Genomic DNA, 13,494 nt, shown 5'->3' with positions numbered 1-13,494 from the left:
ACTGTACGAGTCGCCTGCTACGTTCACGCAGCCACAGGGGGTCGTGGTCGCGCACCGCACAGCATCCGCCGACCCCAAAGGAGGCAGCGTGGACGCCCCCACCGAAGAGTTCCACGCCTTCTTCGACCGCCACTACACCGACCTGTCCCGTCTCGCCCATCTCCTGCTGGGGGAGGCCGGGGGAGCCGACGACCTCGCCGCCGACGCCCTGGTCGCGGTGTGGCACCGGTGGGACCGGGCCCGCGCCGACGAGTGCCCCGCCTCGTACGCGCGCGGCGTGCTCACCGCCATGGCCCGCTCCCGCCTGCGCAGCCTGCGGCGGGAGCGCCGCCGGATCGCCCTGTTCTGGTCGCAGCGGCCCGACCGCGTCACCGATCCGGACGTGCCCGCGGTGCTGGACGTGCGCCGGGCGCTCGCCCGGCTGCCGCTGCGGAAACGGGCGTGCGTCGTGCTGAGGCACGCCTTCGACCTGTCCGAGAAGGAGACCGCCCTGGCCCTGGGCATCTCGGTCGGCACCGTGAAGAGCCAGACCTCGCGCGGGCTCGCCGAACTGGAGCGGCTGCTGTCGCCCGGCCGGCCCGGGCCGGCGCGCCCGACGGCGGCGGGGCCGGCCGGGGCGGCGACGGCGGGCGGGGCCGGCCCCGCCCGGACCCTGCCCGGCTCCGGGCGGCCGGGACCCCGGCCCGCCTGGTGACCGCGCCCGCCGCCGGGCCGCGGGCGCCTGCCCGCGGCCCGGCGGCGGCGAAGGGGCCGGGTGTTCTCCCGGAAGACCGCGACGAGCCGCGCGCATGACCTCACGATTCGATATCACCGGGATTACGCACGTGAATAGAAAATGAATTGGAGGTAATTCTCCGAAGATAATCCCGTGGATCACCTACCCGGTTCCGAAGCCGTTAAACGCCAAGATTCGATATCGGCGAACCGTGTATTTCGGACAGCCCGTCGGCATGTTATGGACCTGTGATCAAGACAACACGCGCTCCTGTTTGCCCGAAAAATACCCCGCAAAACAGGCATTCCATCCGGCGTTCGTGCGCGCATGCACCCACGCGCGATATCACAACCACTTCCCCAAGGTAACCCCTCATCACGATGTGATTTGAAATCTTCCTGGGTAAGTTGGATTTGCATGACCGCTGCACCGGCAGAGCATGCAAGCACCACCAGCAGAACCATCGGAATACCGGAAGGACTGAGGCTCGACGTACCACGCGTGGAGGACGGGGCCGCGATCTGGCGCATCGCCCGCGACTCCCGGACGCTCGACCTGAACTCCTCCTACAGCTACCTCCTGTGGTGCCGCGACTTCGCCGCCACCTCCGTGGTGGCGCGCGACGGCGACGGCCGGCCGGTGGGATTCGTCACCGGCTACATCCGCCCGCAGCGCCCCCGGACCCTGGTCGTCTGGCAGGTGGCCGTCGACCACGGGCAGCGCGGACGCGGCCTCGCCGCGGCGATGCTCGACGGGCTGACCGCCCGGGTCGCCGAGGAGCTGGGCATCGACGGGATCGAGACCACGATCACCCCTGACAACACCGCCTCCAACCGCCTGTTCACCTCCTACGCGCGCCGGCACGGCGCGCCGGTGCACCGCGAGGTCCTCTTCGACGGCGTGCTGTTCCCGGAGGGCGGGCACGAGCCCGAGGTGCTGTACCGGATCGGGCCGATACCCGCGGCCGTCTCCGCCGGCCGCTGACCGCCGCGCCCCCGCACGGCAGGCGCCCCCAGACCCACACTCCTCCGCAGAACCTCTTCCAGGAGATTCCCGTGACCATCACCCAGCCGGACCTGAGCATCTTCCAGACCCTGGAGTCGGAGGTGCGCAGCTACTGCCGCGGCTGGCCCGCCGTCTTCGACCGGGCCCAGGGCAGCCGCATGTACGACGAGGACGGCCGCGTCTGGCTCGACTTCTTCGCCGGGGCCGGATCACTGAACTACGGCCACAACAACCCGGTCCTCAAACGCGCCCTGCTGGACTACCTGGAGCGCGACGGCGTCACCCACGGTCTGGACATGTCCACCACCGCCAAGCGGGCCTTCCTGGAGACGTTCCAGGAGGTCGTCCTGCGGCCGCGCGGCCTGGACCACAAGGTGATGTTCACCGGCCCCACCGGCACCAACGCCGTGGAGGCGGCCCTGAAGCTGGCCCGCAAGGTCAAGGGCCGCGAATCGATCGTCTCCTTCACCAACGCCTTCCACGGCATGTCGCTGGGCGCGCTGGCGGTCACCGGCAACGCCTTCAAGCGGGCCGGCGCGGGCGTGCCGCTGGTCCACGGCACCCCCATGCCGTTCGACAACTACCTCGACGGCAAGGTCGAGGACTTCCTGTGGTTCGAGCGGCTGCTGCAGGACGCCGGCTCCGGGCTGAACCAGCCCGCCGCGGTGATCGTCGAGACCGTGCAGGGCGAGGGCGGCATCAACGTGGCCCGGCCCGAGTGGCTGCGCGCCCTGGCCGACCTGTGCAAACGCCAGGACATGCTGCTGATCGTCGACGACATCCAGATGGGCTGCGGCCGCACCGGCGCCTTCTTCTCCTTCGAGGAGGCGGGCATCGTCCCCGACATCGTCACCGTCTCCAAGTCCATCAGCGGCTACGGCCTGCCCATGGCGCTGACCCTGTTCCGGCCGGAGCTGGACGTGTGGGAGCCCGGCGAGCACAACGGCACCTTCCGCGGCAACAACCCGGCCTTCGTCACCGCCACCGCCGCGCTGAACGCGTACTGGACCGACGACCAGACGGAGAAGCAGACCCTGACCCGCGGCGAGCAGGTCGAGACCGCCCTGCGCGCCATCGCCGCCGAGCACGGCGACGAGGTCGCCGATGTCCGCGGCCGCGGCCTGGTGTGGGGCCTGGAGTTCCACGACAGGTCCCGCGCCGGCGCCGTCGCCTCGCGCGCCTTCGAACTCGGCCTGCTCATCGAGACCTCCGGCCCCCAGAGCGAGGTCGTCAAGCTGCTCCCGGCGCTGACCATCTCGCCCGAGGAGCTGGACGAGGGCCTGCGGATCCTCGCCCGCGCGGTCCGCGAGACCGCGTAAGGCGGTGCCGAGCGGCAACTCGGCATCCCCCCGGCAGCGCCCGGGACACCGCAGGCATCACCCATTCGGCCCATTCCGGGAAACCGGGACGGCCGTCGGAAGAAAGGCACCGAACACCGTGATCGTCCGATCCCTGCAGGACATCGAGGGCACCGACCGCGACGTGGAGTCGGCCTCCGGGACCTGGCGCAGCAAGCGCCTGATCCTGGCCAAGGAACGCGTGGGCTTCTCGCTGCACGAGACCGTCCTCTACGCCGGCACCGAGACCTCCATGTGGTACGCCAACCACATCGAGGCCGTCTACTGCGTGGAGGGCGAGGCCGAGCTCACCAACGAGGAGACCGGCGAGAAGCACTGGATCACCCCCGGCACCGTGTACTTGCTGGACGGGCACGAGAAGCACACACTCCGTCCTAAGACGGACTTCCGTTGCGTCTGCGTCTTCAACCCGCCCGTCACCGGGCGCGAGGACCACGACGAGAACGGTGTCTACCCGCTGCTCACCGAACCGGAAGGGGTCTGAGGGGACCGCGCCGGGGCCGCGCCCGGGAACACCGCGGCCGCACGGAGGCCGCGCGGGCGGCGGATCCCCCCGGCAGCAGGCCGGCACAGAGGACAGGGCCTTGTCAGAGGAGAGGAGCAACAGCATGACCACCGCACCCGAACGCACCATCGACCTGTACCCGACGCGGGGCGCCACCGAGGTGATCACGCCGCGCCAGGACCCGGTCGTGTGGTCCGACCCGGGGGCTCCGGGGCCGATCGAGCCCTCCGACCTCGCCGCCTACGAGCGGGACGGCTTCCTGGCGATCGACCAGCTCATCACCCCCGACGAGGTCGGCGTCTACGCCCGGGAGCTGGAGCGGCTGATCTCCGATCCGGTGATCCGCGCCGACGAGCGCTCGATCGTCGAGCCGAAGTCGCAGGAGATCCGCTCCGTCTTCGAGGTCCACAGGATCAGCGAGGTCTTCGCCGGCCTGGTACGGGACCCGCGCGTGGTGGGCCGCGCACGGCAGATCCTCGGCTCGGACGTCTACGTCCACCAGAGCCGGATCAACGTCAAGCCGGGTTTCGGCGCCTCGGGGTTCTACTGGCACTCCGACTTCGAGACCTGGCACGCCGAGGACGGCCTGCCGCGCATGAGGACGGTGTCCGTCTCGATCGCCCTGACCGAGAACCACGACACCAACGGCAGCCTGATGATCATGCCGGGGTCGCACAAGACGTTCCTCGGCTGCGCGGGCGCCACCCCGAAGGACAACTACAAGAAGTCGCTGCAGATGCAGGACGCGGGCACGCCGTCGAACGAGGCGCTGACCCGGATGGCCTCCGAGCACGGCATCCGGCTGTTCACCGGCAGGCCGGGGTCGGCGACCTGGTTCGACTGCAACTGCATGCACGGCTCGGGGGACAACATCACCCCCTATCCGCGGAGCAACGTCTTCATCGTCTTCAACAGCGTGGAGAACGCCGCGGTGGAGCCGTTCGCGGCGCCCGTCAGGCGCCCGGAGTTCATCGGCGCGCGGGACTTCACCCCGGTGAGGTGAGACGCGCGGCGTGACCCCCCGAACGGGTGCGGCGCGCCGGACGCAGAGGGGCGGGGCCGCCGCGGCGGCCCCGCCCCTCCTCCCCCGCCGGCCGGTGCCGGACCGGGCCGTCAGCCCCGGCCCAGCACCCTGAGGGCGGGGAGGGCGCGGTTGTCGTAGTCAAAGAGCGCCTGGTTCTCCCAGCCGTTGCCGGAGGCCGGGTCGGCCGGGTCCCAGCCGTTGCCGGGCACGGCCGTCCAGGTGGGCTCCCAGTAGAACAGCCCCAGGCCCCGCCGGTCCGGGACGGCGGCCACGACCGCCGCGATGTCGCGCAGCCACGCGGACTGGCCCTCGGGGGTCGCGGGGTAGCCGGGGACGAGCTCGGAGGGCAGGTCGATGATGTTCTCCAGGGAGTCCCGGCTGTCCAGCCGGAACGGGTAGGCCGTCTCGGCGACGACGACGTCCTTGCCGTAGCGGGCGGAGACGTCGTTCAGGTTGGCCTGGAGGTCGGCGAGCGTGCCGTGCCAGTAGCCGTAGAAGGACAGGGCGATGACGTCGAAGGGGACGCCGTGCGCCACCGCGTTGTCGAACCACCAGCGGGTGGCCTCGTTCCGTCCCCCCTCGGCCAGGTGGAGGGCGATCCGGATGCCCGGCGAGGCGGCGCGCGCCGCCTCGGCCCCCGCGGTGAGCAGGGCCGCGAGCCGCGGCCAGTCGTCGGTGGAGCCGTCGGGCCAGAGCATGCCGCCGTTGATCTCGTTGCCGATCTGGACCATGGCGGCCGGGGTGCCCTGGGCGCGCAGCGCCCCCAGGACGTCGGCCGTGTGGTCCCGTACGGCCTGCTCCAGCGCGGTCCCGTGGAGGTCCTCCCAGGCGGCGGGCTTGTACTGCTTGCCGGGGTCGGCCCAGGTGTCGGAGTAGTGGAAGTCGACCAGGAGCCTCATGCCCGCCGCGTGCAGGCGCCGGGCCGTCCGCAGGATGTGCGGCCTGGTGTGGTAGCCGTCGGCCGGGTCCACCCAGACCTTCAGCCGGCCCCAGTTGACCCCGGCCCCGGCCAGGATGCGGACGGCGTCGTCCCGGCGGCCGTCGGCCCGGCGGTAGATCCCGCCCAGGGCCTCGCTCTTGGCCAGGGACGACAGGTCGGCCCCGCGAATGCGGAGGCGCGGTGCGGCGGCGGCCGTGCCGGGTACGGCGGTGGCCAGGGCGGGGGCGGCGAGAGCGGCTGCTCCCAGCCGCAGGAGGGATCGTCTGCGCATGGCGGCCCTTTCTTCCTGCGTTCCTGAGTTCCTGGGTTCCTGGGTTCCTGCGGTGGTCTTCCTGCGTTGCTTCCGGCGTTCTCCGCCGCCCCCCGGGGCGGGCGGGCCGGGAGCGGTCAGCCGTCGAGACGGACCACGCGCACCCCGCCCGCGGGCACCGCGAGGTGCCCGGCCACCCGCTCGCCGCCGAGGAGTTCCGTCCCGGCCCCCTCCAGCGGCACCTTGGCGTCGGCGCCGGTGTGGTTGAGGGCGAAGAGGTAGGTGCCGTGCTCGCCCGAGCGGCGCACCACCTCCACGTCGTGCGGGAGTTCGTCGCGCGGCGCCAGGCCCGCGTCCGCGCACGCCTCGGCGAGGACGGCGTCGAGCCCGTCCCGGCCGAGCCGCGTCGAGACGTACCAGGCGGTGCCCCGGCCCAGCCGGTGGCGGGTGACGGCCGGTCCGCCGGCGGCCGGCCCGTCGGTGTAGGACCACACCGTCTCGGCGCCGCGCGCCACCACGGTCTCGGCCCACACGTCGCCCTCCAGCGCCGGGCGGCCGGCGGCCCCGACCGTCACCTTCTGGTCCTTCCTCAGCGGCTGGAACTCCTCCACCGTCAGCCCCAGCACGTCCCGCAGCGCGCCCGGGTGCGGACCGGGGTGGACGGCGTCGTGCTCGTCGACGATGCCGGAGAAGTAGGAGACGACCAGGGTGCCGCCGCCCTCCACGTAGGCGCGCAGGTTCTCCCCGGCGGCCTTCGTGGTCAGGTAGAGCGCGGGCACCACCAGCAGCGGGTACTCCGCCAGACGCGCCGGGTCGGTCCCGGGGTGGACGAAGTCCGCGGTCAGGTGGCGGTCGAAGAGCGCGGCGTACCAGGCCTCGGCTCGTTCACGGGTGTCGAGGTCCTCGCTGGGGCGCCACTCCAGCTTCTGCGCCCACCACGACTGCCAGTCCCATGCCACCGCGACGTCCGCGACGGTGCGGGTGCCGCGGATCTCCTCCAGCGCGCCGAGGTGGGCGCCGAGTTCGACCACCTCGCGCCAGACTCGGCTGTCGGTGCCGGCGTGGGGGACCATCGCCGAGTGGAACTTCTCCGCGCCGGCGCGGGAGGCGCGCCACTGGAAGAACATCGCGCCCTCGGAGCCCCGGGCGACGTGCGCCAGGGAGTTGCGGGCCATCTCGCCGGGGCGCTTGGCGATGCCGCGCGGCTGCCAGTTGACGCCGCTGGTGGAGTGCTCCAGCAGCAGCCACGGCGCGCCGCCGGCGACCGAGCGGGTCAGGTCCGCGGCCATCGAGAGGTTGACGTGGTTGCGGTCCTCCTCGGCCACCAGGTAGTGGTCGTTGGTGACGATGTCGACCTCGCGGGCCCAGGCCCAGTAGTCGATGGTGTCGCACTGGGTGGGCGAGACCATGAAGTTGGTGGTGACGGGGACGCCCGGGGACAGCTCGTGGAGGATGTCGCGCTCGCGGCGGAAGTTCGCCAGGGCGCTGTCGCCCGCGAAGCGCCGGTAGTCCAGGCGCTGGGCGGGGTTGCAGACGGTGGGGGTGAGGCGGGGCGGGGCGATCTCCTCCCAGTCGTGGTAGGTCTGGCCCCAGAAGGCCGTTCCCCAGGCGGCGTTGAGGGCGTCCAGGGTGGTGTAGCGCTCGCGCAGCCACCGGCGGAAGGCGGCGGCGGAGGTCTCGCAGTAGCACTCCAGGACGGGGACGCCGTACTCGTTGTGGACGTGCCACATCGTCACCGCCGGGTGCTTCCCGTAGCGTTCGCCCAGCGCACGGGTGACCCGGGCCGCCGCCTCCTGGTAGGCGGGCGAGTTGTGGCAGATCGCGCCGCGCGAGCCGAACTCCCAGCGCACGCCCTCCCGGCTGACGGGCAGCGCCTCGGGGTGGGCGCGGTAGAACCAGGCCGGCGGCACGACGGTGGGGGTGGCCAGGTCGACGCCGATGCCGTTGTCGTGGAGCAGCCCGACGATCCGGTCGAGACGGCCGAAGTCGTACTCGCCCTCGCGGGGTTCGATCATCGCCCAGGAGAAGATCCCGACGCTGACCATGGTCACCCCGGCCTCGCGCATCAGCGCGACGTCCTCGTGCCAGACCTCCTCGGGCCACTGCTCGGGGTTGTAGTCGCCGCCGTAGGCGAGGCGCACCATGCGTACTCCTGACTCCGGATTGGGAACGTTCACAGCCTCATAACGGCTGCATGTCCTTAGAGAACCCCACGAGCACGACCATTGACAAGTGTCGGTTGTGTTTCTCTACTGTGCACGTTCACAGAACGTTTGCCAGGGAGGCACCATGAACAACCGCACCGTCGCGCTGTGCGCCGCGACCGTTCTGGCGGCCGCGGCCATCACCGGATGCGGCTCCTCGGAGGACCCCGGCTCCTCCGGTCCGGTCGAGCTGACCTACTGGGCCTGGGCCCCGGGGATGGACAAGGTCGCCGCGCTCTGGAACGAGGAGCACCCGGACGTGAAGGTCACGGTCAAGAAGCAGGCCGGCGGCGACGACCTGGTGACCAAGACCATCACCGCGGCCAAGGCGGGCGAGGCGCCCGACCTGCTCCAGGCCGAGTACCAGGCGCTTCCCACCCTGGTCAGCAACGACGTCCTCGCCGACATGTCCGGCCTGGTGGGCGACGCGGAGAAGGAGTTCGCCCCCGGCGTCTGGCAGCAGGTCACCCTCGGCACCGACGCCGTCTACGCCCTCCCCCAGGACTCGGGGCCGATGATGTTCTTCTACCGGGAGGACCTCTTCGAGGAGTACGGCCTGTCCGTCCCCGCCACCTGGGAGGAGTTCGCCGAGACCGCGCGCGAGCTGAAGAAGAAGGCCCCGGAGAAGGACCTCACCACCTTCTCCAGCAACGACGCGGGCCTGTTCGCCGGTCTCGCCCAGCAGGCCGGCGCGCGGTGGTGGACCGCCGAGGGGCAGAAGTGGAAGGTCGCCATCGACGACGACGCCACCCGGAAGGTCGCCGACTTCTGGGGCGGCCTGGTGAAGGAGGGCGCCGTCGACAACCAGCCGATGTACACCCCGGCCTGGAACAAGGCCCTCAACACCGGCAAGCAGATCGCCTGGGTCAGCGCCGTGTGGGCCCCGGGCACGCTGACCACCGCCGCCCCCGACACCAAGGGCAAGTGGGCCATGGCGCCGCTGCCCCAGTGGGAGAAGGGCGCGAACGCCACCGGAAGCTGGGGCGGCTCCACCACGGCCGTCACCAACGACTCCGAGCACAAGGAGGCCGCGGCCGAGTTCGCCACCTGGCTCAACACCGACCCCGAGGCGCTGGCCGCCCTGGTGCGGGAGAGCGGCGTCTACCCCGCCGCCAAGGCCGCCCAGACCGGTGAGGCGCTGAAGAAGGCGCCGGAGTTCTTCTCCAACCAGCCCGACTTCTACGAGCGCGCCGCCGAGATCGCCCGGGGCACCGCGCCCGCCGCGTGGGGCCCCAACGTCAACGTCGCCTACAGCACCTTCAAGGACGCCTTCGGCAAGGCCGCCAAGAACCGCTCGGACTTCGGCGCCGCGCTGCGCACCATGCACGCGACGACCGTGGCGGACATGGAGAAGCAGGGTTTCGAGGTCGCCGAGTGAAGCGTCCGGCATCCGCGGCCACCGCGCCGCGGGCGGCCTCGGCGGCGGGAAGGGGACGCGGCGAGCGGCGCGCGCCGTACCTCTTCCTGCTGCCGGCGGTCGCCCTGTTCGTCCTCTTCTTCGCACTCCCCGTGGGCCACGCCCTGTACCTCAGCCTCCGCGCGGTCGAGATCCAGGGGCTCGGCCTGGGCAGCGGGGCCCGCCGGGAGGTGTGGGCCGGCCTGTCCAACTACGCCGACGCCCTCGCCGACCCCGAACTGGCCGCCGGAGCGCTGCGGGTGCTGGGCTACGGCCTGATCGTCGTCCCGGTCATGCTCGGCCTGGCCCTGCTCTTCGCCCTGATGCTGGACGCCGACCGGGTCCGGGGCCGCTCCTTCGCCCGGCTCGGGATCTTCCTCCCGTACGCCGTCCCCGGAGTGATCGCCGCGCTGCTGTGGGGCTTCCTCTACCTGCCGGACGTCAGCCCGTTCCACTTCGTGCTCGGCGAGCTGGGCCTGCCGCAGCCGAACCTGCTCGACGGCGGCCCGCTGTACGCCGCGCTCGCCAACATCGCCGTCTGGGGCGGCACCGGCTTCAACATGATCGTGATCTACACGTCGCTGCGCGCGATCCCGGCGGAGATCTACGAGGCCGCCCGGCTCGACGGCTGCTCGCAGCTGCAGATCGCGCTGCGCGTCAAGATCCCGATGGTGGCGCCGTCGCTGGTGCTGACCTTCTTCTTCTCTGTCATCGCCACCCTCCAGGTCTTCAGCGAGCCCACCACGCTCAAACCGCTCACCAACGGCGTCTCCACCACCTGGAGTCCGCTGATGAAGGTCTACCAGGACGCCTTCGTCGAGGGGGACGTCCACAGCGCGGCCGCCACCGCGGTGGTCCTCGCCGTGGTGACGCTCGTCCTCTCCTTCGGCTTCCTGAAGGCAGTCGGCTCCCGTACCAGGCAGGGGGAATCCCGTTGACCGCCACCGCTCCCGCCGCCTCCCCCGCCCCGGCCCGCACCGCCGCGCGGCCCCCGCGCCCCCCGCGCCGGACCGCGCTGCTCCCCACCGCCGCGCTGCTCCTGGGCGCCCTGTACTGCCTGCTGCCGGTCGCCTGGGTGCTGGTCGCGGCGACCAAGTCCGGCCGCGAACTGTTCTCCACCTTCACCTTCCTGCCCGGCACCGGCCTGGCCGAGAACCTCACGGACCTGTCCGCCTACCGCGACGGCGTCTACTGGCGGTGGATGGCCAACTCCGCCCTCTACGCCGGGGCGGGGGCCCTGCTGTCCACCGCGGTCTCCGCCCTCGCCGGCTACGCCCTGGCCGTCTACCGCTTCCGCGGCCGGGAGACGGTCTTCAACGTCCTCCTCACCGGGGTGCTGATGCCCCCGGTCATCCTGGCCGTGCCGCAGTACCTGCTGCTGGCCGAGGCCGGGCTGGCCGACACCCGCCTCTCGGTGCTGCTGCCGCAGATCCTCTCCCCCTACGGCGTCTACCTGGCCCGTGTCTACGCCTCCGCGGCCGTCCCCCCGGACGTGGTCGAGGCGGGTCGGGTGGACGGCGCCGGCGAGTGGCGGATCTTCGGCTCCCTGGCGCTGCCCATGATGCTGCCGGGCCTGGTGACGGTGTTCCTCTTCCAGTTCGTCGCGGTGTGGAACAACTTCCTGCTGCCGTACATCATGCTCGGCGACGACGAGAAGTTCCCGGTCACGCTCGGCCTGTTCACCCTGCTCCAGCAGGGGGCCAGCACCCCCGCCCTGTACACCCTGGTGATCACGGGCGCGCTGCTGGCCGTGCTGCCGCTGATCGTCCTGTTCCTGGTGATCCAGCGGTTCTGGAGTCTGGACCTGCTGTCCGGAGCCGTAAAGTCCTGACCGGGGACCCCGTCGGGGGCCCCGGAGGACGTGGGAAGAGAGCGGGGAGAGACACCGCATGAGCAGCACCGGACGGCGGCGCCCGCCGACGATCCACGACGTGGCGCGGGTGGCCGGGGTCTCCCGGGGCACGGTCTCGCGGGTCCTCAACGGGGGGCACAACGTCAGCCCGGCCGCCGCCGAGGCGGTCAGGGCGGCGATCCGCAAGACCGGCTACGTCGTCAACCGGCACGCCCGCAGCCTCATCACGGGCCGTTCGGACTCGGTGGCCTTCCTCCTCACCGAGCCCCAGGAGAAGCTCTTCGAGGACCCCAACTTCAACGTGCTGCTGCGCGGCTGCACCCAGGCGCTCGCCGCGCACGACATCCCGCTGCTGCTGATGATCGCCGGCACGCCCGCCGAGCGGCGCCGCGTCACGCGCTACGTCACCGCCGGGCACGTCGACGGGGTGCTGCTGGTCTCCAGCCACACCGGGGACCCGGTCGCCGAGCAGCTCGTCGAGGCCGGGATACCGGTCGTCGCCTGCGGCAAGCCGATCGGCCGGAAGGGGCGCACCGCCAGGCTGGCCCATGTGGCCGCCGACGACCGGGACGGCGCCCGGGAGATGGTGCGGCACCTGGTCTCCCTCGGCCGGCGCCGGATCGCCACGGTCGCCGGGCCGATGGACACCCCCGGCGGTGTGGAGCGTCTGGCCGGCTGGCGCGAGGTGCTGACCGAGGCCGGGCTGCCGGCCGGCGAGGAGCTGGTCGCCCACGGCGACTACAGCCGCGCCGGCGGGGAGCGGGCCGCGGCCGAGCTGCTGGAGCGGGTCCCGGACCTGGACGCGCTGTTCGTCGCCTCCGACCTGATGGCGCGCGGCGCGCTGACCGTGCTGGAGCGGGCCGGGCGCCGGGTGCCGCAGGACGTGGCGGTCGGGGGGTTCGACGACTCCCCCGCCGCCGTCTCCGGCCTCCCGGAGCTGACCACCATCCGCCAGCCGTGGGACCGGATCAGCTCCGAGATGGTGCGGGTGCTGATCGGTCTGATCGGCGGCGAGGAGCCCTCGGCGGTCGTCCTGCCGACCGAGCTGGTGCGCCGGGAGTCGGCCTGAGGGCCCGCCGTCCGGGGCGTCACGCCCCGGACAGCGCCGCCAGCAGCCGGTCCACGTCCCCGGCCGTGTTGTACAGGTGGAACGCGGCCCGCAGGTTCCCCGCCCGCACCGAGACCTCCACGCCGGCCTCCTTCAGGGACGCCGAGGCGTCCCCCAGGCCGGGCACGGCGACGATCGCCGAGTCGCCGGGCACGGGACGGTGGCCCAGCTCGGCGAGGCCGGCGCGGAAGCGGTCGGCCAGCGCGCGGTTGTGGGCGCGGATCGCCTCCGGGCCGATCTCCTCGATCAGGGCCAGGGAGCGCTCGGCGCCGAGGTAGGGCAGGAACGCCGGGGCGGTGTCGAACCGGCGGGCGGAGCCGGCGAGTTCCTCCACCACGCCGTAGCAGCTGTCCCAGGGCCTCTCCCCCGCGACCCAGCCGGCCTGGAGCGGCGTCAGGCCGCCGCCGTCCCCGGGCACGGTGAGGAAGCACACGCCGCGCGGGGACACCAGCCACTTGTAGGCGCCGCACACCGTGTAGTCGAAGGCGCCGTGGTCCAGCGGCAGCCAGCCGGTGGCCTGGGTGGCGTCGACCAGGGTGCGGGCGCCGTGCTCCCGGGCCGCGGCGGCGAGGGCGCCGAGGTCGGCGACGCGGCCGTCGGCCGACTGCACGGCGCTGACCGCGACCAGGGCGGTGCCGGGGCGGACGGCGTCCGGCAGGTCCTCCAGGGGAGCGGTGCGCAGCTTGAGGTCGCCTCGCACGGCGAAGGGGTTGACCAGGGAGCTGAAGTCGCCGGCCGCGACCAGCACCTCGGCGCCGGGCGGCAGCGCGGCGGCGACCAGCGCGACCTGCTGGGCGACGGTCGAGCCGAGCGCCACCCGGGCGGGGGCCACCCCGGCGAGGCGGGCGAAGCGGGTCCGCGCCTCCTCGACCACGGCGAACCAGCGCGTCATGTCGACCCGCCCGCGGACCGTCTCGTCCACCGCCGCCCGGACGGCGTCGGCGGTGCGGACGGGCAGCAGGCCGTGGGAGGCGGTGTTGAGGTAGACGGTCTCCGGCGCGAACTCGGCGCCCGACAGGGGGTTCTCCATGGACGCCACTGTCCCGCCCCGGCTCCCGGCTGTCCATCCGATTTGCGTCCGGCGAACGGGGCGGGGGAAGCGTCCCTCCCGTGTCCGCCGGACGCCCCCGGGGGAGC

At 72.5% G+C, this 13,494-nt stretch carries 12 protein-coding genes; 9 read left to right on the top strand and 3 right to left on the bottom strand.

Annotation, left to right across the window (positions count from 1 at the left end; all coding sequences use genetic code 11):
• Positions 1–88: 88 nt before the first annotated feature.
• The 5 genes from ABD358_RS20740 (at position 89) to thpD (ending at position 4,586) form a co-directional block, all read left to right on the top strand.
• The gene (locus ABD358_RS20740; RefSeq protein WP_344632591.1) at positions 89–694 is read left to right on the top strand and encodes a SigE family RNA polymerase sigma factor; all 606 of its coding nucleotides are present in this window, start codon (positions 89–91) and stop codon (positions 692–694) included.
• 438 nt (positions 695–1,132) lie between these two features.
• Positions 1,133–1,699 carry a diaminobutyrate acetyltransferase gene (gene ectA / locus ABD358_RS20735; protein ID WP_344632590.1) on the top strand — a complete coding sequence of 189 codons (567 nt, stop codon included), beginning with the start codon at positions 1,133–1,135 and terminating at the stop codon, positions 1,697–1,699.
• A 71-nt stretch (positions 1,700–1,770) separates the two neighbouring features.
• Positions 1,771–3,039 (top strand): diaminobutyrate--2-oxoglutarate transaminase, encoded by a 1,269-nt coding sequence (ectB, locus tag ABD358_RS20730; RefSeq protein WP_344632589.1) that lies wholly within the window; start codon positions 1,771–1,773, stop codon positions 3,037–3,039.
• Positions 3,040–3,157: 118 nt separating this feature from the next.
• Positions 3,158–3,562 (top strand): ectoine synthase, encoded by a 405-nt coding sequence (locus ABD358_RS20725; protein ID WP_344632588.1) that lies wholly within the window; start codon positions 3,158–3,160, stop codon positions 3,560–3,562.
• Positions 3,563–3,686: 124 nt separating this feature from the next.
• Positions 3,687–4,586: an ectoine hydroxylase gene (gene thpD / locus ABD358_RS20720; RefSeq protein ID WP_344632587.1), complete on the top strand. Its 900-nt coding sequence runs from the start codon at positions 3,687–3,689 to the stop codon at positions 4,584–4,586.
• A gap of 110 nt (positions 4,587–4,696) precedes the next feature.
• Here the strand turns inward: thpD and ABD358_RS20715 are convergent, their stop codons facing one another.
• Both ABD358_RS20715 and ABD358_RS20710 read right to left on the bottom strand, forming a co-directional pair.
• On the bottom strand, positions 4,697–5,818 hold the full coding sequence (locus ABD358_RS20715; RefSeq protein WP_344632586.1) for a glycoside hydrolase family 53 protein: 1,122 nt from the start codon (positions 5,816–5,818) through the stop codon (positions 4,697–4,699).
• Between the two features lie 116 nt (positions 5,819–5,934).
• Positions 5,935–7,941 carry a beta-galactosidase gene (locus tag ABD358_RS20710; protein WP_344632585.1) on the bottom strand — a complete coding sequence of 669 codons (2,007 nt, stop codon included), beginning with the start codon at positions 7,939–7,941 and terminating at the stop codon, positions 5,935–5,937.
• A 145-nt stretch (positions 7,942–8,086) separates the two neighbouring features.
• Here ABD358_RS20710 and ABD358_RS20705 point away from each other — a divergent pair, with 145 nt between their 5' ends.
• The 4 genes from ABD358_RS20705 to ABD358_RS20690 all read left to right on the top strand — a co-directional run bounded on the left by ABD358_RS20705 (position 8,087) and on the right by ABD358_RS20690 (position 12,318).
• Positions 8,087–9,379: an extracellular solute-binding protein gene (locus ABD358_RS20705; protein ID WP_344632584.1), complete on the top strand. Its 1,293-nt coding sequence runs from the start codon at positions 8,087–8,089 to the stop codon at positions 9,377–9,379.
• An 86-nt stretch (positions 9,380–9,465) separates the two neighbouring features.
• A complete protein-coding gene (locus tag ABD358_RS20700; protein WP_344632651.1) occupies positions 9,466–10,335 on the top strand; it encodes a carbohydrate ABC transporter permease in 870 nt (289 codons plus the stop codon).
• Positions 10,332–11,228, top strand: a complete 897-nt coding sequence (locus tag ABD358_RS20695; protein ID WP_425576379.1) for a carbohydrate ABC transporter permease — start codon at positions 10,332–10,334, stop codon at positions 11,226–11,228. Before ABD358_RS20700 ends, ABD358_RS20695 begins: the two co-directional genes overlap by 4 nt.
• A gap of 58 nt (positions 11,229–11,286) precedes the next feature.
• Positions 11,287–12,318 carry a LacI family DNA-binding transcriptional regulator gene (locus ABD358_RS20690; protein ID WP_344632583.1) on the top strand — a complete coding sequence of 344 codons (1,032 nt, stop codon included), beginning with the start codon at positions 11,287–11,289 and terminating at the stop codon, positions 12,316–12,318.
• Between the two features lie 19 nt (positions 12,319–12,337).
• Here ABD358_RS20690 and ABD358_RS20685 read toward each other — a convergent pair whose 3' ends face one another.
• Positions 12,338–13,387, bottom strand: a complete 1,050-nt coding sequence (locus tag ABD358_RS20685) for an aminotransferase class V-fold PLP-dependent enzyme (RefSeq protein ID WP_344632582.1) — start codon at positions 13,385–13,387, stop codon at positions 12,338–12,340.
• Positions 13,388–13,494 lie beyond the last annotated feature (107 nt).

Source organism: Streptomyces glaucosporus (assembly GCF_039533345.1).
GTDB classification, from domain to species: Bacteria; Actinomycetota; Actinomycetes; order Streptomycetales; family Streptomycetaceae; genus Streptomyces; species Streptomyces glaucosporus.
Note: the sequence above shows the minus strand (reverse complement) of the source record. Positions and strands in the feature narration are given on the sequence as shown.

What these genes read in the sequence shown, in the direction of transcription:
- ectA (WP_344632590.1), top strand. Translation starts at nt 1,133, where the DNA reads ATGACCGCTGCACCGGCAGAGCATGCAAGCACCACCAGCAGAACCATC.
- thpD (WP_344632587.1), top strand. Translation starts at nt 3,687, where the DNA reads ATGACCACCGCACCCGAACGCACCATCGACCTGTACCCGACGCGGGGC.
- ABD358_RS20715 (WP_344632586.1), bottom strand. Translation starts at nt 5,818, where the DNA reads ATGCGCAGACGATCCCTCCTGCGGCTGGGAGCAGCCGCTCTCGCCGCC.
- ABD358_RS20710 (WP_344632585.1), bottom strand. Translation starts at nt 7,941, where the DNA reads ATGGTGCGCCTCGCCTACGGCGGCGACTACAACCCCGAGCAGTGGCCC.
- ABD358_RS20705 (WP_344632584.1), top strand. Translation starts at nt 8,087, where the DNA reads ATGAACAACCGCACCGTCGCGCTGTGCGCCGCGACCGTTCTGGCGGCC.
- ABD358_RS20690 (WP_344632583.1), top strand. Translation starts at nt 11,287, where the DNA reads ATGAGCAGCACCGGACGGCGGCGCCCGCCGACGATCCACGACGTGGCG.
- ABD358_RS20685 (WP_344632582.1), bottom strand. Translation starts at nt 13,387, where the DNA reads ATGGAGAACCCCCTGTCGGGCGCCGAGTTCGCGCCGGAGACCGTCTAC.